20 protein-coding genes, 7 tRNA genes, 1 rRNA gene and 3 other annotated features are annotated in these 24,356 nt (G+C 33.8%); of the genes, 27 read left to right on the forward strand and 1 reads right to left on the reverse strand.

Going from position 1 to position 24,356, the window contains the following annotated elements:
- Positions 1-10 precede the first annotated feature (10 nt).
- The 24 genes from BMX60_RS03205 to BMX60_RS03320 all read left to right on the forward strand — a co-directional run bounded on the left by BMX60_RS03205 (position 11) and on the right by BMX60_RS03320 (position 19,616).
- Positions 11-1,003 (forward strand): ABC transporter ATP-binding protein, encoded by a 993-nt coding sequence (locus BMX60_RS03205; RefSeq protein ID WP_091349102.1) that lies wholly within the window; start codon positions 11-13, stop codon positions 1,001-1,003.
- Positions 996-2,552: an ABC transporter ATP-binding protein gene (locus BMX60_RS03210; protein ID WP_177159675.1), complete on the forward strand. Its 1,557-nt coding sequence runs from the start codon at positions 996-998 to the stop codon at positions 2,550-2,552. Before BMX60_RS03205 ends, BMX60_RS03210 begins: the two co-directional genes overlap by 8 nt.
- 14 nt (positions 2,553-2,566) lie before the next feature.
- The gene (locus tag BMX60_RS03215) at positions 2,567-2,779 is read left to right on the forward strand and encodes a hypothetical protein (protein ID WP_091349105.1); all 213 of its coding nucleotides are present in this window, start codon (positions 2,567-2,569) and stop codon (positions 2,777-2,779) included.
- Positions 2,780-2,866: 87 nt separating this feature from the next.
- A tRNA-Leu gene (locus BMX60_RS03220) sits at positions 2,867-2,951 on the forward strand.
- A gap of 197 nt (positions 2,952-3,148) precedes the next feature.
- Positions 3,149-3,225 (forward strand) — tRNA-Asp (locus tag BMX60_RS03225).
- A gap of 13 nt (positions 3,226-3,238) precedes the next feature.
- Positions 3,239-3,314, forward strand: a tRNA-Phe gene (locus tag BMX60_RS03230).
- A gap of 10 nt (positions 3,315-3,324) precedes the next feature.
- Positions 3,325-3,399, forward strand: a tRNA-Gly gene (locus BMX60_RS03235).
- 10 nt (positions 3,400-3,409) lie between these two features.
- Positions 3,410-3,484: transfer RNA gene (locus tag BMX60_RS03240), tRNA-Cys, on the forward strand.
- 21 nt (positions 3,485-3,505) lie between these two features.
- A tRNA-Leu gene (locus tag BMX60_RS03245) sits at positions 3,506-3,594 on the forward strand.
- A gap of 52 nt (positions 3,595-3,646) precedes the next feature.
- A tRNA-Val gene (locus tag BMX60_RS03250) sits at positions 3,647-3,721 on the forward strand.
- A gap of 188 nt (positions 3,722-3,909) precedes the next feature.
- On the forward strand, positions 3,910-4,794 hold the full coding sequence (ytxC, locus tag BMX60_RS03255) for a putative sporulation protein YtxC (protein ID WP_091349108.1): 885 nt from the start codon (positions 3,910-3,912) through the stop codon (positions 4,792-4,794).
- 43 nt (positions 4,795-4,837) lie between these two features.
- Positions 4,838-5,045: a binding site (T-box leader), on the forward strand.
- A 68-nt stretch (positions 5,046-5,113) separates the two neighbouring features.
- Positions 5,114-7,018: a threonine--tRNA ligase gene (gene thrS / locus BMX60_RS03260; RefSeq protein WP_091349111.1), complete on the forward strand. Its 1,905-nt coding sequence runs from the start codon at positions 5,114-5,116 to the stop codon at positions 7,016-7,018.
- Between the two features lie 39 nt (positions 7,019-7,057).
- Positions 7,058-7,176, forward strand: a sequence feature (ribosomal protein L20 leader region).
- A gap of 46 nt (positions 7,177-7,222) precedes the next feature.
- Complete coding sequence (infC, locus tag BMX60_RS03265; protein ID WP_423230154.1) at positions 7,223-7,714, forward strand: translation initiation factor IF-3; 492 nt, start codon at positions 7,223-7,225, stop codon at positions 7,712-7,714.
- Between the two features lie 23 nt (positions 7,715-7,737).
- A complete protein-coding gene (rpmI, locus tag BMX60_RS03270) occupies positions 7,738-7,929 on the forward strand; it encodes a 50S ribosomal protein L35 (RefSeq protein ID WP_091349116.1) in 192 nt (63 codons plus the stop codon).
- A 31-nt stretch (positions 7,930-7,960) separates the two neighbouring features.
- Positions 7,961-8,314 carry a 50S ribosomal protein L20 gene (gene rplT, locus BMX60_RS03275; protein WP_072907652.1) on the forward strand — a complete coding sequence of 118 codons (354 nt, stop codon included), beginning with the start codon at positions 7,961-7,963 and terminating at the stop codon, positions 8,312-8,314.
- A 101-nt stretch (positions 8,315-8,415) separates the two neighbouring features.
- Positions 8,416-9,753, forward strand: coding sequence for a TrkH family potassium uptake protein (locus BMX60_RS03280; RefSeq protein WP_091349118.1), 1,338 nt, complete (start codon positions 8,416-8,418; stop codon positions 9,751-9,753).
- A gap of 11 nt (positions 9,754-9,764) precedes the next feature.
- Positions 9,765-10,412: a potassium channel family protein gene (locus tag BMX60_RS03285; protein WP_091349120.1), complete on the forward strand. Its 648-nt coding sequence runs from the start codon at positions 9,765-9,767 to the stop codon at positions 10,410-10,412.
- Positions 10,413-10,414: 2 nt separating this feature from the next.
- Positions 10,415-11,164: a TrmH family RNA methyltransferase gene (locus BMX60_RS03290; protein ID WP_177159676.1), complete on the forward strand. Its 750-nt coding sequence runs from the start codon at positions 10,415-10,417 to the stop codon at positions 11,162-11,164.
- Between the two features lie 95 nt (positions 11,165-11,259).
- Positions 11,260-11,471 (forward strand) — a binding site (T-box leader).
- Positions 11,472-11,516: 45 nt separating this feature from the next.
- Positions 11,517-12,548 (forward strand): phenylalanine--tRNA ligase subunit alpha, encoded by a 1,032-nt coding sequence (gene pheS, locus BMX60_RS03295; protein WP_091349126.1) that lies wholly within the window; start codon positions 11,517-11,519, stop codon positions 12,546-12,548.
- Positions 12,549-12,553: 5 nt separating this feature from the next.
- A complete protein-coding gene (gene pheT, locus BMX60_RS03300; protein WP_177159677.1) occupies positions 12,554-14,929 on the forward strand; it encodes a phenylalanine--tRNA ligase subunit beta in 2,376 nt (791 codons plus the stop codon).
- Positions 14,930-14,991: 62 nt separating this feature from the next.
- Positions 14,992-15,276 (forward strand): cell division protein ZapA, encoded by a 285-nt coding sequence (locus BMX60_RS03305; protein ID WP_091349131.1) that lies wholly within the window; start codon positions 14,992-14,994, stop codon positions 15,274-15,276.
- Complete coding sequence (locus tag BMX60_RS03310) at positions 15,277-15,807, forward strand: CvpA family protein (RefSeq protein ID WP_091349133.1); 531 nt, start codon at positions 15,277-15,279, stop codon at positions 15,805-15,807.
- A gap of 154 nt (positions 15,808-15,961) precedes the next feature.
- Entirely contained in the window at positions 15,962-17,260 is a 1,299-nt protein-coding gene (locus BMX60_RS03315) for a PHP domain-containing protein (RefSeq protein WP_091349135.1), read from the forward strand.
- Positions 17,261-17,264: 4 nt separating this feature from the next.
- Positions 17,265-19,616 (forward strand): endonuclease MutS2, encoded by a 2,352-nt coding sequence (locus tag BMX60_RS03320; RefSeq protein WP_091349137.1) that lies wholly within the window; start codon positions 17,265-17,267, stop codon positions 19,614-19,616.
- Between the two features lie 42 nt (positions 19,617-19,658).
- Here BMX60_RS03320 and BMX60_RS03325 read toward each other — a convergent pair whose 3' ends face one another.
- On the reverse strand, positions 19,659-22,481 hold the full coding sequence (locus tag BMX60_RS03325; RefSeq protein WP_091349139.1) for a transglycosylase domain-containing protein: 2,823 nt from the start codon (positions 22,479-22,481) through the stop codon (positions 19,659-19,661).
- Between the two features lie 191 nt (positions 22,482-22,672).
- Between BMX60_RS03325 and BMX60_RS03330 the strand changes: the two genes are divergently transcribed.
- From BMX60_RS03330 to BMX60_RS03340, 3 genes are all read left to right on the forward strand, one after another.
- A complete protein-coding gene (locus BMX60_RS03330; RefSeq protein ID WP_091349142.1) occupies positions 22,673-23,146 on the forward strand; it encodes a hypothetical protein in 474 nt (157 codons plus the stop codon).
- A 49-nt stretch (positions 23,147-23,195) separates the two neighbouring features.
- Positions 23,196-23,897 carry a sporulation protein YunB gene (gene yunB / locus BMX60_RS03335; RefSeq protein ID WP_091349145.1) on the forward strand — a complete coding sequence of 234 codons (702 nt, stop codon included), beginning with the start codon at positions 23,196-23,198 and terminating at the stop codon, positions 23,895-23,897.
- Between the two features lie 260 nt (positions 23,898-24,157).
- Positions 24,158-24,356 (forward strand): 16S ribosomal RNA (locus tag BMX60_RS03340); the annotation flags it as partial.

A 24,356-nucleotide genomic window follows, 5' to 3' on the forward strand; every position in this document is an offset into this window, starting at 1 on the left:
GGGATAAATAATGGCATTATTAGAATTGAAAAATTTACACACATACTTCAAAACCAAAAAAGGAATTATAAAAGCGGTAAATGGTGTCAGTTATTCAGTTGAAGCAGGGAGGACCCTTGGGATAGTAGGGGAAAGTGGTAGTGGAAAAAGTGTATCAGCTATGAGTATCTTAAAATTATTAGACGGCAATGGTTATATAGCTGATGGTGAAATACTCTTTAATGGAGAAAATTTGGTAGATATCCCTGTAAGTCAGATGACTAGAATTAGGGGAAATGAAATATCAGTAATATTTCAAGAACCAATGACATCATTAAACCCTGTATTTTCTGTAGAAAGGCAGTTATCAGAACCTTTCATTATTCATCAGGGAATGAGTAAAAAAGAGGCAGCAGAAAAAGTGGTAGAAATGCTAGCATTAGTTAAAATTCCTAATCCAGAAACTGTTGCCAAACAATACCCCCACCAGCTTTCCGGTGGAATGAGACAGAGGGTAATGATTGCTATGGCTTTAGCATGTCGACCTAGGGTGTTGATTGCTGATGAGCCTACAACGGCATTAGATGTTACTATTCAAGCTCAAATCCTTAAATTGATGAACGAACTTAAAAGTACAGTTGGAACATCGATATTATTTATTACCCATGACTTAGGTGTAATAAATGAGATGGCCGATGATGTTGCTGTTATGTATTGTGGTCAGGTTGTGGAAAAAGCCACTGCTAGAACCATTTTTGGAAAGGATAGTAAATACTCCCATCCTTACACAGAAGGTCTTATGACTTCTATACCTAGACTAGATACCCCAAAAGGAACAAGGTTAGAAGCTATTCCTGGAGCTGTTCCCCATCCCTTAAATTTACCTAAAGGTTGTAAATTTGCCCCTAGATGCAAATATGCTACAGATAAATGTAGGGAACATGAACCCCAATTACTTGAAGTGGAGCCAGGGCATCAAGTTCGTTGCTTCTATCCAGTGAAAGGAGTAAGACAAAATGGCTAAGATACAAAATGGTAAAAAGGTCTTAATCCGTATTGAAAACTTAAAACAATACTTTCCATTAAAAAAGAAATCAATTTTTGCAGAACAGTTATATGTAAGGGCAAATGATGATGTTTCTTTAGATATTTACGAAGGTGAAACTTTAGGGCTAGTAGGGGAAAGTGGTTGTGGTAAATCGACCCTAGGTAGGACGTTATTACAACTTTATAATCAGACCGATGGTAGAACAATTTATTATGGTAGAGAATTAGATGAAATTGCTCCCCAGTATGTAGTTAAGACTTTGAAAAATTTAGAAAAAATTCGGGAAAAGTATAAAGAAGCTAAAAAAGTTGAAGAAGAGGCAAGGAAAGCCTATGAAAAAGCGGCAGAAGGTGAGGAGAAATACAAAGCTATTAACAAACTGAGGGCTGCAGAGAAAGTTAGTAAAGATTATTTCTTAGATATGGTACAGCTTATAGGTGGATTTTATTTAGCTGAAGATTTAAAACCAGTAGCGGATATCCTATTAAAAGAGCATAATGCAGCTATTAAGGTAAGAAGAATTAAGAATAAAATTCAAGATTATCAATTAAAATTAGATAATAAAGTAGCTAAGTTGAGGGATAAAGGAAACAGTGAAAAAGAAATAGAAGAAAAAGTAAAAACCTTGAAGGAAAAAATAGCTGAACAAAAGGCTGCTTTAAAAGAAGCAGAGAAGAAGCTAGAAGAAATATTGGCTACTATAGAAAAAATGTTAGACCCATATAGGGATCATCCTGATTTTGAAAGATTAGAATCTTATAGAGATAAAGGGATAGACTTAGCTAAGCTTACCGTAGATGAAATGAGGATAGTAAGAAAAGATTTACAATTAATTTTCCAAGACCCTTATTCATCTTTAAATCCGAAGATGACAGTTGGTCAAATTATTTCCGAAGGGTTGTTTGCCCATAAGATGTTTTCTCCAAATGATCCCAAATTACAAGATTACGTTTTAGATGTTATGGATAAGTGTGGGTTACAAAATTACTTTGTTCACCGTTATCCCCATCAGTTCTCTGGTGGTCAAAGGCAGCGGATAGGTATTGCCCGTTCAGTTGCTCTAAAACCTAAATTTATTGTCTGTGATGAAGCGGTTTCTGCACTAGATGTTTCTATTCAATCACAAATTCTTAACTTATTACAAGACCTTAAAGAGCAAGAAAAATTAACGTATCTATTTATATCCCATGACTTATCAGTTATTAAACATATTAGTGATAGGGTAGCAGTAATGTATTTAGGTAATGTAGTGGAGTTAGCAGAAACAGAAGAATTGTATCAGAGGCCAATGCATCCATATACTGAGGCATTGTTAATGGCAATACCTACTACTGATATCGATGTAGATAAAAAAGAAGTTTATGTATTAGAAGGAGATATACCAAGTCCTATTCGCCCGCCAGCAGGCTGTAAATTCCACACCCGCTGTCGCTATGCAACGGAAATTTGTAAGAATGTACCACCAAAACTTGAAGAAGCTTCACCTGGACACTTTGTAGCTTGTCACCATAAACTAAATCAATAAAGGAATGAAATGACGTGTTATATCAAAGGGAGAAAATAGAAAAAATCTTACAAATTAAAAAAGAAAAGGCTGAAGCAATTAAGAAAAGTAGAGGTTATAGTGAAGATTATGATGAAAAATTAACCTTTGATGATATCTTGGCTATTATAATTTCAGCAACAATTGTATTTGGACCTATCTTTTTAGTCTTAGGGATAATATTATACTTATTAATAAGAACATGGTAGAAAATTTGCGGGGTAACTTTATCCCGCAATTTTAATTAAAATTCAATTGACATAATACAAATAAATGGTATATAATAATAAAGGAATGCGAGAGTGCTGGAACTGGCAGACAGGCACGTTTGAGGGGCGTGTGGTCAATACCGTACGGGTTCAAGTCCCGTCTCTCGCACCAAAATTTATTTTTTATAAAAAAGTGTTGACAACACATAAAATAAATGATAGAATAAATCTTGTCGTTGTGACAGAGCACCACAAATTAGATGAAAGCAAATGAAAGTAAATGAAAGTAAAAAAATTAAAAATAAAATAAAGTATTGACAAAACAAAATAAACGAGTTATAATAATAAATGTCGCTGAGATGAAGAGTTGGAGCTGTGGTGTAGAGGCCTAACATGCCTGCCTGTCACGCAGGAGATCGCGGGTTCGAATCCCGTCAGCTCCGCCAGTAAAGTATATGTGCCTCGGTAGCTCAGTCGGTAGAGCAGAGGACTGAAAATCCTCGTGTCGGCAGTTCGATTCTGCCCTGAGGCACCATTTAAAACATGCGGAAGTGGCTCAGTGGTAGAGCATCGCCTTGCCAAGGCGAGGGTCGCGGGTTCAAATCCCGTCTTCCGCTCCAATAAAAGTCTGGCGGCATAGCCAAGTGGTAAGGCAGAGGACTGCAAATCCTTTATTCCCCAGTTCAAATCTGGGTGCCGCCTCCAAGATCTTACCAAATACACCCTGCCGGGGTGGCGGAATAGGCAGACGCAAGGGACTTAAAATCCCTCGGGCTTTACGGCCCGTACCGGTTCGACTCCGGTCCTCGGCACCAACTAAAAATTAACACCTGAGACAAAGTTCTCAGGTTTTGTTATACTAAAAATGGGTTCGTAACTCAGGGGGAGAGTGCTACCTTGACAGGGTAGAAGTCGCGCGTTCGATCCGCGCCGAACCCACCATAAATGATAATAAACAGCTAAAAGGCTGTTTTTCCTTTTTTTAAGAAGTTTTCTAGTCCTTTGATGATGCCAGAGTTTTGGAAAGAAAGTTAAAATTTCAATTATTTTTATTGACAATTTAACTGTATATAACAACTTCACCCCTCATATACTAAATTTAGGTAGATTATCTTAAGGGGGGAAGAAATATGAAAAGTCTTACGATAGGTACTAAAAGATATCTAGAACAATTTAGATATTGTTTAGAAGATAAACTAGAACCTTTACGGCAACTAGGGATGGAAATTAACTTAACAGAAGAATCTAAAGGTAACATAACTTTTTTGGGATGTTCAATTCATAATACCACCATTAGTAATCATGATTATGAAAAAATTGCAGTTAAACAAATAGCCTTTGCTTTAGCAACATACATAGTAGATGTTTTGGAAAAACCTTTATTAGAAAAAAATATTAAAAACTTTTACCCTACTTTATCGGAAAAAGAACAAAATAAATTGTATATAAAGTCATTAGAAATTATAAAACAAAAGAATAAGGTTTTTAAAAGAGATGAAACAATAAAAGCTGATATTGCAGAAAAACTTATAGAATATTTCGAGAAACAATGGCAAATCAATATTGAAGGTTTTATTAGGTTTAGACTACAAGATTATATGGATAGTTTATTAGAAATAATTCAAGAGGCTCAAGAAGAGCTGAATATAGAAAAAGAGTATAATGACTTTATTAAATTACTTAGGTATTTTGTGGATATCCAAGAACCTAAAGTAAATGAAGCCCATTTATTAAAAAAGGGTGGTAAATATTTAATTTTAGGAGATAATCATGAAATAATAACAGAGGAAAATTATGGTGATGTAAATGGTTGTGATGGAATTATAAGTTGTTTAGTAACCTATGCTCCTCAAAAAATAGTTATCCATATAAAAGATTTTTATTTTGATGATGAAGTGTTAACAACTGTAAATAGTATCTTTGATGAGAAAGTTGTTTTATGTTTAGGTTGTAATCACTGTGCTGACCCTGTAGATACAATGGAAAAAAGTAATGAAGAAATAAAAACAACTTGACTTTTAGAATAAATAACAATATAATATTTTCAAAAAATATTGCTTAAAAATTATGAAGGGGAAAAGTACTTTGTGGAACTTTTCAGAGAGGGTATACCGTGGCTGAAAGTATACCTAAAGGGAAACTTAGGAAAAACCACCCTGGAGTTGAAGGCGATGAGCCTTTTCGGTTAATAGCCGTTATCCTATTTAAAGTGGAAGGATAGTATCCTTCAACTAGGGTGGAACCGCGGTGTATAATCGTCCCTTTTTCAAGGGACGATTTTTTATACATACTAGAAAAAAGATTTTGTTATTTTAGAAAGGAGTTGAGGTTTAAATGATTAAAGTTACTCTAAAAGATGGATCAGTTAGGGAGTATGAAGTAGGAGTTACAGTAGAAGAAATAGCTAAAGATATTAGCCCAAGGTTAGCTAAAGAAGCTTTAGCAGGAAGGGTTAACGGAAAACTAGTAGATTTAAATTTTAAGTTAGAAAATGACAGTACATTAGATATCATTACCTTTCAAAGTCCAGAAGGGGAAGATATCTATAGGCATAGTTCTGCCCATATAATGGCACAAGCAGTTACAGAACTTTATCCAGGGGTGAAACTGGCAATAGGTCCAAGTATCAAAGATGGTTTTTATTATGATTTTATGGTAGATAAGACCTTTACCCCCGAGGATTTAGAAAAAATTGAAAAGAAAATGGAGGAAATTATTAAAAGGGATCTTCCCTTTAAAAGACATGTTATCTCTAGGGAAGAAGCTATTAAATTCTTTAAAGAATTAGGACAAGATTTTAAAGTTGAGTTAATTGAAGGGTTATCAACTGATGAAGAAATCACTTACTATAAACAAGGAGACTTTGTGGATCTCTGTTCAGGCCCCCATATACCTAGTACAGGGAGGTTAAAAGCCTTTAAACTTCTCAATGTGGCAGGTGCTTATTGGAGAGGGGATGAAAAAAATCCAATGTTACAGAGGATTTATGGTACATCATTCCCTAAAAAATCAATGTTAGACGAATATTTATACAGACTTGAAGAGGCCAAAAAGAGGGATCATAGAAAATTAGGTAGGGAGCTAGACCTCTTTAGCTTCAGTGAAGAAGCGCCAGGTATGCCCTTTTACCATCCAAAGGGAATGATCCTCAGAAATGAAATTATCAATTTTTGGAGAGAAAAACATAAAGAGTATGGTTACGATGAAATTCAAACACCTCTTATTATGAACCAAAGGCTATGGGAGCGTTCAGGTCACTGGCAAAATTATCGGGAAAACATGTACTTTACAGAAGTTGATGATGAGACCTTTGCTATAAAACCGATGAATTGTCCTGGTGCCATGTTAGTATATAAAACAAGTCACCATAGTTATAGGGATTTACCCCTTAGGATGGCAGAATTAGGGTTAGTCCATCGTAGAGAACTTTCAGGTGCCCTCCATGGAATGATGAGGGTAAGGGCTTTTACCCAAGATGATGCCCATATCTTCATGACACCAGAGCAAATTGAAGAAGAAATAGGAAAAATAATGGAACTAATCGATGATGTATATAAAGTTTTTGGTTATTCCTATAGAGTTGAGCTAAGTACTAAACCAGAAAAAGCCATTGGTAGTGATGAGATATGGGAAATAGCCACCAATGCCCTTAAAAAGGTATTGGAAAACCGTAATATGGATTATGTGATAAATGAAGGGGATGGAGCTTTTTACGGTCCCAAAATTGACTTCCATATCGAAGATTGTTTAGGTAGAAGTTGGCAGTGTGGAACAATTCAGTTAGATTTTATGTTACCTGAAAGATTTGATTTAACCTATGTAGGGGAAGATGGTCAAAAACACAGGCCTGTAGTGGTACATAGGGTAGTACTTGGTGCTATAGACAGGTTTATTGGGCTGTTAGTAGAACATGTGGGAGGAGCTTTCCCCCTTTGGTTAGCACCAGAACAGGTGAGAATTATTGCTATTAGTGAACGACATCTTCCTTATTGTAAAGAGTTAGAGAAGAAGTTAAAAGATAAAGGAATTAGGGTTTGGGTAGATGGTAGAAGTGAAAAAATAGGGTATAAAATCAGAGAAGGTCAATTGCAAAAAATACCATATATGTTGGTTGTAGGGGATAAAGAAGTGGAAAATGGAGAAGTAAATGTTAGAAAAAGGGGAGAAGGGGAAATAGGCTCTAAAAAGGTTGAAGAGCTAATAAATGACCTTTTAGAAGAAATAAAAAATAAAAGGTAAATTCCTTGACATTACCCTAAATAAGTATTATACTAATGAAGTAGCAAGAAGAAGCCATCCGCTTCTCACCTTACGACCACAGGTTGTTGGGTTACCTATAAGATCGGTATTTACGTATCTTTATGGGCGGGTGGTTTAACCTGCCCATTTTTATTATTATTTTAAAGTATTTTTAGGAGGTGAAAAACTATTAGTAAAGACTTATTGATTAATGAGGAAATTAGGGCTAAAGAAGTGCGATTAATTGATGAAGCAGGAAATCAAATTGGAATCGTACCAATAAAAGAAGCTCTAAAGGCAGCAGGACAAAAAAATCTTGACCTTGTGGAAATTGCTCCTATGGCTAACCCGCCAGTTTGCCGTATAATGGATTATGGTAAATTTAAATATGAGCAAAGTAAAAGGGAAAAAGAAGCGAGAAAGAATCAACATGTTATCACAGTAAAAGAAATGAAATTAAGACCTAAAATTGATGAACATGATTTTCAAACAAAACTAAGGAATATTATTAAGTTCTTAGAATCAAAGGATAAAGTAAAAGTCACTGTTATGTTCAGAGGTCGCGAAATTGCTTATGTTGAACAAGGTCAAACATTATGTGATAGAATAGCTGAAGCGGTAAAGGACATAGCAGTAGTAGAGAAACCAGCTAAAGTTGAAGGTAAAAATATGATAATGGTTCTAGCTCCAAAATAAACACTTGGAAGGAGGCTTTTATTATGCCAAAAATGAAAACTCATAGTGGTGCTAAAAAGAGATTTAAAAAGAATAAAAATGGTAAAATTAAAAGAAGTCATGCTTTTACTAGTCACATTTTAACTAAGAAAACTCCAAAGAGAAAAAGAAATCTTAGAAAGAGTACTCTAGTAAGCAAGGCTGATTATAAGCGTATTGCTCAATTACTACCATAGTTCTTAATAACAGATAAAGGAGGTATTACTAATGCCAAGAGTGAAATCAGTTGTACAAGCCAGAAAACGTCATAAAAAAATCTTAAAGCTTGCAAAAGGCTATTATGGTTCAAAAAGCAAGCTTTTCCGTAGAGCTAACGAACAGGTATTAAAATCTTTATCATATGCATATAGAGATAGAAAAAATCGTAAAAGAGATTTCAGGAAGTTATGGATTGCCAGAATTAATGCTGAGGCAAGAAACAATGGTTTATCTTACAGCAGAATGATTAACGGACTAAAAAAAGCGGGTGTTGACATTAACCGTAAAATGTTAGCTGACTTAGCAGTTAATGATAGCAAAGCTTTTGCCCAATTAGCTGAATTGGCAAAAAGTAATCTATAGTAATAAAAAGCGTCTAATGACGCTTTTTTGCAATTTTCTCATCTTTATCATATAATATATTTAAATACCAAAAAGGAATTGCCTCAGAGAGGAAGGTTTAAATGGTAAAAGAGAAAAAGTCCCTTACCCCTGCACGAATCTTAGCAGGAGGTTTTCTAAGCCTTATATTACTAGGTACAATTTTATTAAGCCTTCCCATTTCCTCGGTGGAAGGGAGTATAAGTGTTATAGATGCTCTATTTACCGCCACATCCGCCGTATGTGTGACGGGATTAGTGGTGGTAGATACAGGAACTCATTTTACCTTATTTGGCCAACTTGTAATTTTAGGCCTTATCCAAGCTGGTGGTCTAGGTTTTATGACTATGGCTACTTTGATATTTTTGTTGTTAGGTAAAAAAATAACCCTTAAAGAGAGATTAGTAATCCAAGAAGCATTAAATCAGTTTTCTTTAGAGGGTCTTGTTCGGCTAACAAAATACATAATAATTTTTACAATAACTATTGAGTTAATTGCAGCTTTGCTTTTGGGACTAAGGTTTTCAATGGATCATGGTTACAAATTAGGGATGTACATGGGTTTGTTCCATTCAATATCAGCTTTTGCCAATGCAGGCTTTGATATTATGGGGATTGTAGGAGAATCCAGTTTAACGGCATATGGAAACGATCCTGTAGTTGTCTTTATTATTATGGGCTTGTTTATTATAGGTGGTTTAGGATTTACAGTTATTGTCGATATTTATAAAAGACATTCTTTTGGGAAAATGGCATTACATAGCAGGTTTGCTTTAGTTCTTACAGGTATTTTACTCTTAATAGGATTTTTAGGTGTTTTTTTCTTAGAGTATAGTAATCCAAATACCTTAGGGGAAATGCCTTTCTATAGAAAAATATTACCTTCTATTTTTACCGGGGCTACTACGAGAACTGCTGGATTTAATACACTAGATACAGGTTCATTGACGTCAGCGACCCTATTTTTCATGTCTGTTCTGATGTTTATTGGAGCTTCCCCTGCCTCAACCGGTGGAGGTATAAAAACGACTACTTTTGGAGTATTACTAGTTTCTGTTGTAGCAATGATAAAAGGGGATAGGGAAGTACATATCTTTAATCGGAGATTACCCTATGAAATAGTGTTAAAAGCCTTATCAATCATTATGATATCCTTGGTTATAATTGGTTTAGCAACTATTATTCTAAGTAGAACAGAACAACAAGAATTTTTACATATCCTTTTTGAAGTGGTTTCCGCCTTTGGTACAGTGGGACTTTCCACTGGAATTACATCAGAGCTTACTACTATAGGTAGAATTATTATAATCATCATTATGTTCATTGGAAGGGTAGGACCTTTAACTTTAGCTTTAGCTTTTAGTCAAAGGATGAAAAATAGTAAGATTAGATACCCTGAAGAAAAAGTACTGGTAGGTTAGGGGGTAAAATTATGAAACAATTTGTTGTTATCGGTTTAGGTAGATTTGGAACTGCCGTTGCTAAAACCCTATTTGATATGGGGTATGATGTTATGGGTATTGATATAAGTGAAGAGAGAATTCATCAAGCTATGGGTTGTACTACCCATGTGGTTCAATTAGATGCCATAGATGAAGGGGCATTACAATCAGTGGGAATCCGCAATTTTGATGTAGCTGTTGTCGCTATAGGTCAAGATATTCAAGCTAGTATACTAACCACAATGATTTTAAAAGAGATGGGAATAGAGTATGTTGTAGCTAAAGCCCAAAATGATTTACATGCTAAAGTCCTTTATAAAACAGGGGCAGATCGGGTGGTTTTTCCAGAAAGGGATATGGGTGTCAGAGTTGCTAATAATTTAACAAGTACTAATATTCTAGACTATATAGAATTAGCACCAGATTATAGTATTGTTGAAATAACTGCTCCAGAATTTATGCATAATAAATCTTTAAAAGAGTTGGATTTAAGGGCTAAATTTGGTATAAACGTCGTTGCAGTAAAATCAGGTAAAAATATCATAGTTTCTCCAACTGCCGATGATGTGATAAAACCTGGTGATATAGTGGTAGCTATTGGTAGTAATGAAAAGCTAAATAAAATAAAGGAGCGGTAGTGGTGTTAATTACCTCTATTGAAAACAAGATTGTAAAAGAAATTTTAGAAATTAAAAGAAAGGGGAAAAAAAGCAAAAGTCCACTCCTATTTTTTGAAGGATATCGCTTAGTAGAAGATATATTAAAATCCGGTGCTAAAGTAGAAAAACTTATTATAAGAGAGGGAGACTTGGGAAAATATCGCCATATAATCCAAGATAAGAATTATGTGATTGTAACAGATAAAGTCTTTAAAGAAATTTCTGGTACTGTTAATAGTCAAGGAATAGGGTTATTAGCCTATAAACCGCTTCCCCCTGAACTTAATCTAGGTACCCTTGCCTTGGCTGTAGATGGAGTACAAGACCCTGGAAATTTAGGGACGATAATTAGAACAGCGGTGGCAGCTGGAGTTAATTCCCTGTTTTTACTAAAAGGAACGGTAGACCTTTATAATGAAAAAGTTTTAAGAAGTACTATGGGTGCCTTATATAAAATTCCAATCTATCTTGATATGGAAATAGAGGATCTTAAAGAAATTATCGATAAATATTCACTGACACCTGTTAAAACTTCTGTCCATGGAGAATATTTATATAATTCTATTCCTAAAGGAAAGTATTTAGTTTTTGTTGGTAATGAAGGAAACGGTCTTTCTCAAAGGGTGGAAAATTTACCGGGTATCACAGTAAAAATTCCTTTATATGGTGATATAGAATCTTTAAATGTAGCTGTAGCAACGGGAATTGTACTGTATGGGATAAGAGGTTAAAAATTACCTACATAAAAATTGCCAATTATCTGTAAATATGGTATAATATTTGCAAATTATTCAATACCCTTTTCTTTTATATAAATTGAATAATTCAAAAGATAATGCGAAAGTAAAGTAGGCTACAGTTCATGCCATACAGGGAGTGGTATCTAGACTGAGAGTACCATTGGTATGAAGTAGTTGAAGTTCCCTTTCAAATCGGTAGAGTGAACTAATAGTAGCTTTACCCGGTTAAGCACCGTTAACGGCTCTAGAGTGGCTTTTAAGCAATTTGGGTGGTACCGCGGAAATCTCCGTCCCATTGGGATAGGGATTTTTTTATTTATCTTAAATTAAAGGAGGAGTAAGGATGAAGGAAAAATTATCTGGTTTATTATCCACTGCCCTTGAAAAAATAAAGGGAGCAGAAAGGATAGAAGAATTAGAAGGATATAAAGTCCAATACTTAGGAAAAAAAGGGGAATTAACTGGGATTTTAAGGGGTATGGGTTCTTTGGCACCTGAGGAAAGGCCAATTATCGGTCAAATTGCAAACGAAGTTAAAGAACAAATACAAAGGGCCATTGAAGAAAAAATTTTTATTTTGGAAGAAAAGTTATTAGAGGATAGATTGCAAAGGGAAACAATAGATATTTCCTTACCAGGACTTAAAAGAGAAATAGGAGCCCTTCATCCCCTTACCATTGTTCGTAGGGAAATAGAACAAATTTTTATGAGTATGGGCTATGAAATTGTGGAAGGACCAGAAATAGAAACAGATTATTACAATTTTGAAGCATTAAATTTACCTCCTAATCATCCTGCAAGGGATATGCAAGATACCTTTTATATTACAGAAAATATTCTTCTGAGAACCCACACATCTCCAGTTCAAGCTAGAACAATGGAGAAGAGGGCAGAAGCTATTCCTTTAAAAATAATCAGCCCAGGTAGAGTTTTTAGGAAAGATGATGATGCCACCCATTCCCCTATGTTCCATCAAGTAGAGGGATTGGTCATAGATAAAAATATTACTTTAGGAGATTTAAAAGGAACACTTTTATTATTTGCAAAGGAAATGTTTGGTGAAAAACAAAAGGTTCGTCTCCGTCCTAGTTTCTTCCCTTTTACAGAGCCATCGGCAGAAGTAGATATAAGTTGTTTTCTTTGTGAGGGTAAAGGATGTAGTTTATGCTCTAATACTGGCTGGATAGAAATATTAGGTGCAGGTATGGTCCATCCTAATGTACTTCGGGCAGGTGGATATAATCCCGATGAAGTACAGGGTTTCGCATTCGGTATGGGTGTAGAAAGAATAACTATGCTTAAATACGGAATAAGTGATATAAGGGAATTGTTCAATGGTGATTTAAGGGTAGTAAAACAATTTGCAAGGGGGTAATAAAGGTGAAAATATCTTACAATTGGTTAAAAGAGTATGTAAAAATAGATTTATCACCAGAAGAATTAGCTGAAAAACTGACAAAAGCAGGGGTAGTAGTAGAACATATTTCCCCGGCCTTTGAAGAAATAAAGGGTGTAGTAGTGGCGGAAATTTTAGAAATAGAAAAACACCCTGATGCCGACAAATTGTCAGTAACTAAAGTAAATAACGGTTCAGAAGTATTACAAGTAGTGTGTGGGGCAAACAATATAAAAGTTGGTCAAAAAGTACCATTAGCCCAAATAGGTACTGTTCTACCAGGTAACTTTAAAATCAAAAAATCAAAAATAAGGGGAGTAGAATCCTTCGGAATGTTATGTTCTGCAGATGAATTGGGATTAGAATTAGATGTAGAAGATGGAATATTGATTTTACCTGAAGACACTCCTTTAGGGTTAGAAATCAGTGAAGTACTAGGTTTAAATGACTATATTTTACTACTAGATTTAACCCCAAATAGAAGTGATTGTTTAAGTTTACTAGGGGTAGCAAAGGAAGTAGCCGCTTTAACAGGGGCTGAATTTGTTGCTCCAGCCATTTATGACGGTAAAATTAATCCTAGCAGTTTTTCAATAAAAATTGAAAGTCCAGAATGTAGAAACTACATTGGTGGAGAGATTTCTAATATTCACATAGCACCTTCCCCTCTATGGTTACAAGTTAAATTATTAAAGGCAGGTTTAAGACCTATTAATAATGTAGTAGATATAACCAACTACGTTATGTTAGAATACGGTCAACCTCTCCATGCCTTTGATAGAAAAAAGATCTCTACATCAGAAATTGTCGTTAAAAATATAACTGAAGAGAGGGAATTTAAAACATTAGATGAACAAATAAGAAAAATACCCAAAGGATTATTAGTAATAACTGATGGTGTTAATCCTTTAGCTGTTGCAGGAGTAATGGGTGGCGCTGAAAGTGAAGTAGATTCAACTACCGAAGAAATTATTCTAGAATCAGCCTATTTTCAAGGTGAAGCTGTAAGAAGAAGTGTTAAAGGAATGAATTTAAGGACAGAAGCTTCTTCTAGATTTGAAAAGTCGGTAGCACCTTTATATGTTAAAGATGCAGCATTGAGGACTATAAAATTATTGATAGATCTCTGTGGTGCTAATTTAGTAGGTTTAAGTGAAGAAGGTGACTTTTCATATCAACCTGTTTCCATTAAAATTTCTCCACAAAAAGTTAAAGATTATTTAGGTTTAACTATAGAAAGGGAAGAAATAGTAAAGATTTTGAGTAATCTTGGTTGTAATGTAGAAGGAAAAGATCCTTTGATTGTTCAACCTCCCCACCATAGAGTGGATTTATCTTTAGAAGTAGATTTAATTGAAGAGGTTGCCAGGATTTATGGGTATGATAACATACCGGCTACATTACCCCAAGGTGTTACTACAGTTGGAAAAATTCCTTATAAAGAGAAGGTCTATACAAAAATTAAGGATTTGTTAATAGGATATGGTGTTAATGAGGTAATAACATACCCCTTTATTTCACCAGATAGTTTTGTTAAATGTAATCTAGAACCAGAACAAGCAATTCCCTTAGCAAATCCTTTAGGAAAAGAAAACAGTTTGATGAGGACTTCTTTATTGCCCTCTGCCTTAAGTTGTGTTACTTTCAACCTTAACCGACACAATGAAAGGGTTCAGTTTTTCGAATTAGGGAAAGTTTATTTAGGGAAATTACCACTAGAAAAACTTCCCGAAGAACGGGACTCCTTAATTGTAATTTTACAAGGTGAAAGTAAAAGGGTACATTGGTTAACCGGTAAAGAAAGGGTAAATGATTTTTATACAATAAAAGGGATATTAGAAAGTATTTTCGCTTTATGTAATATTATTTCTTGGGAAATACGTAAAGAAGAAAATGTAAATTACCATCCCGGCCGTAGTGGAGCAATTTATATTCAGGGAGAAAAAGTAGGTTTTATAGGCCAACTCCATCCCGCCCTTATGAAAAACTGGGAAATAGAAGATGAAATATATTCTCTAAAATTGGACTTAAATTCAGTTGTTAAACATAGTAATGAATATTACAACTATAAATCCATAGTTAAATATCCTGTAGTAGAAAGGGATTTAGCAGTAGTAGTTGATGCAGACCTTCCTGGAGATCAATTAATTAAAGAAATTAAAGGTATTTCCCCGATAATTTCTAAGGCTGAAATTTTTGATGTTTATCAAGGAAAGGGTATTGAAGAAGGTAAGAAAAGTATAGCAATTTCCATTACTCTACAAAAAAATGGAACTTTAACAGATGAGGAAATTAACTTCTTCATAAACAAGGGATTGCAGACTTTAGAAGAAAAGTATAATGCAAAGTTGAGAAGTTAGCAGGAATTAGTTAAATTATGTTGAATATTAAAATAATAAGCTGAATACTAGGAGGGGTGTTTATGGGGAATAAGGAGAATGTAACCAGAACTACAGTCCGTATTTTTGGGGAAGATCACATTATTATTGGTAATAAATCCCCTGAATATATTAAAGGTCTAGCAAATAGTATAGATAAGCAAATGTGGGCTATAAAAGAAAAGAATCCTAAGTTAAGTTCAACTAAAATAGCAATAATGACAGCAATGATTTTGGCAGACAAACTCCATAGTTTAAAAGAGGAGTGTGACCAACTTTACTCCATGTTAATAGAATATGAGGAGAAGAAAAGTGAGGGGAAAAAATAAATGTTAGATTTATTACTCATTATTTTTATCTTTTTTTCCATTGTAAATGGTAGAAAAAAGGGTTTAGTAAGAGGGCTTTTAGAGCTTGGAAGCATAGTTATTGCCTTTATGGTAGCTTCAAGATTTGGTTCTGAAGTTGGAAATTTATTAGATAATATTTTTAATATAACTCCTAAAATAAAAGAATCCATAAACATTCCTTTTATAGATATCACCGACGAAATAGCTAAAATTATCGGTGTTATCGGCTATATAGTGATTTTCTTTATAGCTCGATTTGTTTTAAGTATAATAATTGCTCAGACATCTTTTATTAACCATATCCCCTTGATAGGAACTGCTAATAAATTGTTAGGAGCAGCTTTAGGTTTTATTAAAGGTTATCTTTTAAGTTTAATGACTGTATGGTTATTATCTTTCATAGCTGTAGACTGGGCCCAAAATTTATTGAATAAATCATTTTTAGCCCCTATACTCCTTGATTCCTTCCCTAGTATTTATTCTAAGTTAAATCTTTGGTTATCTAATTAATAGTTTAAGTTTAAGCATGATTTATTGTTGGAAAAACAATAAGTCATGCTTTATAATTATATAAGTTTCCCTGTTTGAAAATAGCCATAATTTCAGTGTATAATTTACTCTATTTTTTCCGGAAAATAAAATAGAATATTTGGGAGGTAAAATTATGGATAACAGGGAAATTGAAAATAAACTTACATCACTAGAAGGTATAGGTGAAAAAATTGCCAAAGAAATAATTGATATAGTTAATTTAGGATATAGTCCTAAACTAGAAAAATTACAAAAAGAGCTACCTCAAAATTTAAAAGAAGGACAACAACAAAAATTTTTATTAGGTTTAGCACTACCTTTAGCAAATGAGTACATTAAAATTTTAAATAAATGTACAGGTGTAAAAAAAGTAGAAATTGTTGGAGAAGTCAGGAGAAGGAAAGAAATAGTATCTTCTATTGATTTATTGTTAATCTTAGATAGACCTTTAGAAGACAAGATAAGTTTTATAGGAAAATTTGGTATACCTGTTAATATATATTTGTCCTCTACTGAAAAAATAGGTTATAATAAAATTATTCATACTGGAAGTGAAAAACATCTAGAACTGTTAAAAGAATTGGGCTTAACAGCTCGAGAAGGTACTGAGGAGGAAGTCTATAGTAGTTTAGGTCTTGAATATATACCACCATACCTTAGGGAAGGTAGACAGGAAATTTTATTGGCTAAGGAAAGAATGTTACCTAAACTAATTTCTATAGGAAATATTAAAGGAGATTTACACATTCATACTAATTATAGTGATGGATTATCTCCAATGGAGGATTTAGCTAAGGAGGCCATAAGGTTAGGTTATCAGTATATAGCCATTACTGATCATTCTCAATCCTTAAAAATTGCTAAGGGTTTAACTAAAGAGAGGATAATAAAACAGTGGAAAGAAATTGATAATTTACAAAAAAGTTTGAATATAAGAATTTTAAAGGGAATTGAAGTGGATATTCTTTCTGATGGTTCCTTAGATTTTGATGATGATTTCTTAGCACAGTTTGATGTGGTAGTAGCTTCTGTTCATAGTAATTTTAAGCAAGGAAAAGGGGAAATGACAAGTAGAATAATTAAGGCTATCCAAAATCCCCATGTGGATATCATTGGTCATTTAACGGGTCGCCTTTTACTTAAAAGAAATCCCTATGAATTAGATATTGAAGAAATTTTCCAAGTTGCTAAAAATGAAAAAATAGCTTTCGAAATCAATAGTTCTCCTGATCGTTTGGATTTGAAAACAGAACATCTTTGGAAAGCAAAAAAATTGGGGATTAAAATAGCCATAAATACTGATAGTCATAGTAGGATAGAACTAGCTAATATAATTTTAGGTGTTGGAGTAGCCCAAAGGGGATATTTAGAAGAAAAAGATATTATTAATTGTTGGGAGATAGAGGAATTAGAAAGATATTTAAGGGGATGATTTAATGGATAAAAAATACTTACAAACACTAGAATTTTACAAAATAGTAAAGATGTTAGAGAATAAAGCTTTAACACCTATGGGGAAGGAAAAATGTCTAGGAGTTTTTCCAGAACAAGATAAAGACAGATTATTAGAACTACTAAATTTTACTTCTGAAGGGGTGATTTCATATAACTATGGAAATCCGCCATTAGTAGAGTTAAAGGATATTTCTTCATCCCTCTATAGGGCAGGTAAAGGTGGATTATTAAACGGATTAGAACTTTATGAAATTCAGCGAACCCTACAAGGAGCTAAAGAACTAAAAATTTTCTTTACTAAAATAAAAAATTTAACTCCTAGAATAAATAACTTATTACAGTTAATGGATGAGTGTAAGGAATTGAAAAGCCAACTCTCTATTAGTATAGGTGATAATGGTACTATTTTAGATACTGCATCTAGCGAATTAAAGGCTATAAGGAAACAGATCTTCCGTTCTGAAGGTGAACTTAAGGAAAGGTTAGAGAGATTTGTAAAGTCTCCTCAAAATCAGAAGTATTTACAAGAAGGACTTGTTACCCAAAGAAATGATAGATATGTGGTTCCGGTAAAAGTTGAACATAAAGGGCAAGTAACAGGGATTGTCCACGATTTTTCTGCCAGTGGTTCTACAGTTTACGTGGAACCTAGTTTTGCTGTAGAAATAGCTAATAAAATTCAAGAATTGAAAATAAAAGAAAAACAAGAGATAGAAAGGATTCTCTATAATTTAACTAACTTAGTATCACAAAATAAAGGAGCATTAGAATATATCAATAATCTTATTGGTGAACTAGATTTTATTTTAGCAAAAGCAAAATTAGCTAAGGAACTTAGGGGTACTGAACCGGTAATAAATGATGAGGGTTTTATTCATATAAAGGAAGGAAGACATCCGCTAATTCCCTTTGAGGAAGTTGTCCCTATAACTTTAGAATTGGGAAAAGATTTTACAACTTTAGTAATTACTGGTCCTAATACTGGGGGGAAAACCGTTACATTAAAGACAGTGGGATTATTGACCTTAATGGCACAAAGTGGTATGTTTGTACCTGCTCAAGAAGGTAGTAGTTTTCCTATCCTTGAAGGGGTATATGCAGATATAGGAGATGAACAAAGTATAGAACAGTCTTTAAGTACTTTTTCTTCCCATATGACAAATATAATCAATATTATCGAGAATGCTACTACTAATTCTCTGGTATTATTTGATGAATTAGGTGCAGGAACTGACCCCTTAGAAGGTTCGGCATTAGCTACAGCCATCCTTGATTTTTTTAAAGAAAGGGGAACATTGACAGTAGCTACCACCCATTATAGTCAATTGAAAAGTTATGCTTATGAAAACAGTGGTGTTGAAAATGCATCGGTAGAATTTGACCATCTGACATTAAGACCTACATATAAGTTGTTAATAGGAATTCCTGGTAAAAGTAATGCCTTTGAAATTTCTAAAAGGTTAGGTCTTAGTGAAGAGATAATCCATAGGGCAAAGGAACTTATTAGTAAAGATACCCTTAAAGTAGATGAAATGATAAAAGATTTAGAAGAAAAAAGAATGTTTTACGAAAAAAAGTTAAAAGAACTAGAACTATCTGTACAGCAATATAATCAAAAAAATAGTGAATTACAAGAAAAGCTAGAAGAACTTTCCGCTAAAAAAGAAACAATAATACAAAAAGCGAAGGAAGAAGCAAATAAAATTCTTCGCTTAGCTAAAAGGGAAGGGGAAAGCCTTATTGAAGAATTGAAACAAATTCATAAAGAAGTGGAAAAAGGTGAAGTTCAAAGGTATTTGCAAGAAGCAAGGGAAAAAATGAAAAATATTTCCCCCATAAAAGAAGAATCTACTTTAAAAGGAAATTTAACAAAAGAGAAAATAAAAGTAGGTATGGAAGTAAAACTGTTAGATATTAATCAAAAGGGAATTGTTTTAGAGTTGCCAGATGAAAATAATCAAGTATTATGCCAAGTAGGGATTATAAAGGTAAAAACAGCTTTAGAAAATTTAGAAGGAGTTCCCCAATCTGCTAAAGTCTCCTTTAATAATAAAGGTGGAACTAAAACTGTGACTTCAAAAGGAGAGCATTCTAGTACTACCTTAGATATCAGAGGTCAAAATGTCGAAGAAGCCATTTTAAATATTGATAAATTTTTAGACAGTTGTTTTATATCAGGGTTTAAAGAGGTAACAATAATCCATGGTAAAGGTACAGGAGCATTAAGGGCAGGAGTTCAACAATATTTAAAGAAACATCCCCATGTTAAGTCTGTCCGTTTAGGTGGCTATTATGATGGGGGAGAAGGTGCTAGTATTGTCACTTTAGATTAGGAGGAATAATAAATTAAAAAGAGCCCAAAAGTGGGCTCTTTTTTAATTACCATTACCATTACCGTTATTTTTGGGAATTTGAATTGACTTAGTTGGAGATGGTGAAGCACCTTCAGCAACTATATAATAGTAATATGTTTTACCTTTTTCTATATTTGTATCTAGATAGAAGAGATTAGAAGTAGAATGTATTTCAGTAAAGCCAGAGTTTTCTTCGGTACTCCGGAAAATACGATAATTTGTCGCATTGAAAGCTGGCTCCCAACTTATTTCCACCCTATTATTTCTAAATTCTAGCTTAAAGTTTGTAACCCTTTGGACAGAAGATGGGAGGGTTATTTTAATAGTATTTGAACCTCTGGTTTCAGTTCCATCACTAGTCAAACCCGTTACATAGTAGGAATATTCTACATCTTTATCTACATCTTTATCTAAATATTCTTTAACATTTAATGGTATATTGTTGAGAAGAACAAAATTGGAATCTGGGGTTTTTCGGTAAATATTAAATCCTAAAAGGTCGCTAGGAGCATCCCATTTTAATTTAATACCTTGAGGAGTTAACTCAGCAGTTAAGTTTCGAGGTAACGGGATATTGCCATCACCTTCGTGCATATCACAAACTTCTGTAGGTGCCATTAGATCAACATCTTTAGCTCTTCTGCCAGGACCTCTACTCCATATGTCTGTTGTAACTCGATAATCTCTAGGAGCTAACATAATTTTAGTTTGGCGGTGATGGGGGGGACAGGAATCACTGGCTAATTTACCACTTACTCTGCAAACAGTAACTTCTACAAAGGCATCACACATTTCAACAGGTTCGTATCCTCTGATGAATAAGTCTGTTCTGATATATTCTTCAGGGGTTAAAGGACTAGGTAATTTACCTGATTTTATACTGATTGGTATTTCCACAATATTATTAGGTTTTTCAAAGGGTGTGTCAGGTATATTTTTATGAACTCCCTCCATTATTTTACCCCATATTGTAGAAATCCATGGTTGACCTGCTGCTACACCTCTATTATTTAGGTCCCAACCAAGCCAAACCCCTAAACTATAGTGGGGGGTATAGCCAACTAACCATAAATCTTTTCTGCCATCGGTAGTACCAGTTTTTAATGCAGCTGTTTTTCTAAAATAGTTTCTGACATTAGGAGCTGTTCCTGGAGGTCTTGAAACACCTGTTAAAACATCAGTTATTAAATAGGCTGTTTCTTCACTCATCACTACCCTTTGTTTCGGTTCGTTTCTATAAATTACCCTGCCATTTCTATCAGTTATTTCTTTAATAAAGTAGGGCTCAGCTAAAATACCTTTATTTGCAAAGGCGGAATAGGCAGCGGTAATTTCAAGGGCAGTAACTTCTCTAGATCCAAGGGCTGCAGCACCTGAGATGTTTTGATATTTTGAAAGCCCCATATTATAAGCAAACCTTTCCCCATTCCTGATACCTACAATCTCTAATAATGACACAACTGCAGGGACATTTAATGATCTTACTAATGATTCCCTTATAGTGACCAGTCCGAAAAAATTGCTAAAAGGATTTTCAGGGGTCCAAAAACCTGTTTTTGAACTAGGATCGGGATATTTTATCGGCTGATCATCTAATACAGAGCCAGGGAATAACAATCTTTGTTCAAAGGCTGGTGCATAAGAAAGGATAGGTTTAATAGTTGAACCAGGCTGTCTAAAAGAAGTAACTGGCCTTAAAACGGCATTTCGATGTGGATGGGCATTTCTACCAGTAACCAAAGCCAAGATTTCTCCTGTTTTTACATCAATAAGGGTGGCACTGGCTTCTTCTTGTTGATTAGGTCCTTCGTATTTAGTTGGGAAATTACTATCGTCATTTATAACACTTTCTGCTACTTTTTGATAATCTAAATTAATTGTAGTTTTAATTGTAAAACCATGGTTATAAACGGCATAATGGGCTTCTTGTGGAGTATAATCGTATAGTTCTATTAGTATTTTTTTTGCTTCCTCAATTGCATACATGAATGGACCCCAATGATAATTTTGATTTACAGTATTTTCCTTTTCTCCTTTAGCTCTTGAAGCTAAGATTAATTCTTCGTTTCTTGCTTCTTCAAACTGTTCTTTGGTAATGTAACCGGCATTGTACATCCGTGATAATACATAGTTTCTTCTATTTATAGCATCTTCTATTCTACCGACACGGGGGTCAAAACGTACCGGCCAATTAGGAATACCGGCAAGAAGGGCCATTTCAGCTAAAGTTAGTTCATCTAAAGTTTTATTAAATAAGGCATCAGCAGCTGCTCCTACACCAAATTCATTAAAACCATATACTACGGCACTATTTAAGTAAAATTCCAGTATTTCTTCTTTGGTATAAAGTTTTTCAATTTTTAATGCGAGATAAAGTTCTTGAATTTTTCTGTCCATTACTTTTCCTTGATGTAAAAAAACTTGTTTAGCTAGCTGTTGAGTTATTGTACTACCTCCAGAGATACTACCACCTCGGAGATTTGACAAAGCTGCCCTGGCCATACCTCTGATATCAAAGCCTGGATGTTCAAAAAAGTTGCGGTCTTCGGTAGCTAAAAAAGCATTAATTAAATCTTGAGGAAATTCATCAAAGGTGTGGCGAATTCTCTTTTCATTATAAGCTTCACCAATAAAAGCACCATTTCTGTCTAAGACTGTTGACGGCAATGAAGGATTTTCTAAGCGGTCTCGATTAAATTCTGGTAAATCCTGCAAAGCGGCGACTACCATACCTAAAGCTATACCACCGCCTAAAAAACCTATAAGTAAAGATAGTACTAATACTAATTTAAAAACTTTTAATAAAACCTTCCCCTTTTTTGGAGGCCTTTTCTTATCTTCCATATTATTTTATCTCTCCTTTCCCATTTAGGAAATAAGATTATTTTCCTCTTGATTTAAAATATTATAGCATAGTTTAACCTAAAAGTTAAGAAATACAAATCTTAATATTTTATTAACTGTATAAAAAAGGAAAAAATGCATATGCTAAAGATAATCCATAATTAAATAATTATTTAAAAGGAGTTTGTGATATGGTTAGAAAAAGACTGACTTTACTAATTATTATATTGATCTTATCTTTTAGTTCAAATGTTTTTGCTATACCGATGAATGAAAGACTTCTTATAGTAGATGGTGAACAACATGGAATTAGTTATCAAATATTTAAAACAAATGAGCATTATGTTATAAGATTTTATAAGGAAGAGGAAAACATTTTTAAATGTTTAATTACAGAATTAGAAATAAATTTAGAAATAGAAAACGGTAAGTTATTAAGTGTTGCGCCAACGGGGAAATTAGAAAATAATAGATCGACATATAAATTTTCTTCCCGTAAGGGCTTGAACAAGCAGTTAGAAGATAAAGGTGTATTTTTAATATTTAAATTTATCCCTGAAGAGAATTGTTTAGGTAAACTTACTTTTTCAATAACAGAATATACTTCAGTTTCAAAAACTAGTGTTACAAGGCAAAGTAATTTAATAACTTTTTCTTTACAGTAATTTTTTCCCCTCCTGCTTAATATATTTATTTTAGTTAGGGGGGGAAAATATGTTTAGAAGAAGGAAGTATTCCGTTTTTAGAGGTATAAAGTTTAAACCTAAGTTAATAGTTTTTACTATATTGATATTATTTATTTATTCTTCCATTAAAACATTTATATTTATAGAAACAAATTTAAGACCTTCTATTATTGCAATTGCCGAGGCACGGGCTAAAGTAATTGCTACTGAAGCTATTAACAGTGCTATAGATATGCATATTGCTAGGGAAAGTCGCTATGAACATCTCATATTTATACAAAAAGATTATCAAGGTAACATAGCGATGGCAGAAGTCAATAATATGGAAGTAGCTAGGATACAAACACTAACAACAATGAATGTTCAAGATGCATTAAAAAGAATTAAATCTGAGAAAATCCGCATACCTTTAGGCCAAGCATTAGGTAGTGAAATATTAGCTAACTATGGGCCGAGAATTCCTGTAACCCTAGTTCCAATTGGAACAGTAAATGCAGGTATTGACCAGAAATTTAAAACAACGGGAATAAATATAGTTTCCCATGAAGTAGGAATTCAGATAGAAGCGGAAGTTCAGATTATTATTCCCTTTGTTTCTTCACAAATTACTGTTTCTACATATACACCTATTGTAACTGCCACATATTTTGGAAAAGTTCCCGAAACGGTAATTAACTTACCCTTAGGACAAAATTTTAAAATACCATTCATAGAAGGTGGTGGAGAGTAAAAAATTTCCTCTTGCATAAGAGAAAAAAATATGCTAATATAATTTTCGTCGTTGTCACACTAGAAGTTTTAAAAAAGAAAAACAAAAAAACAAAAAAAGGTGTTGACAAAGAAAACAAAAAATGATAAGATAAGTTTTGTCGCCGCGAGGTGACAAAAAAGAAAAAAGTTCTTTGAAAAAGTTCCTTGAAAGAAAAACCTTTCAGGAAAGAATATAGCATCGAAAAAACTTTGAGTTTAAGTCAGGGAAAACTTTCAATTTTTATGGAGAGTTTGATCCTGGCTCAGGACGAACGCTGGCGGCATGCCTCACACATGCAAGTCGAACGGGGTTAGGTTGAGAGCTTGTTTTTGACCTAACCTAGTGGCGGACGGGTGAGTAACGCGTGGGCAACCTACCCTACAGACTGGGATACCATCGGGAAACTGATGTTAATACCGGATACACTTAAGATAACGC

Source organism: Anaerobranca gottschalkii DSM 13577 (assembly GCF_900111575.1).
GTDB lineage: Bacteria > Bacillota > Proteinivoracia > Proteinivoracales > Proteinivoracaceae > Anaerobranca > Anaerobranca gottschalkii.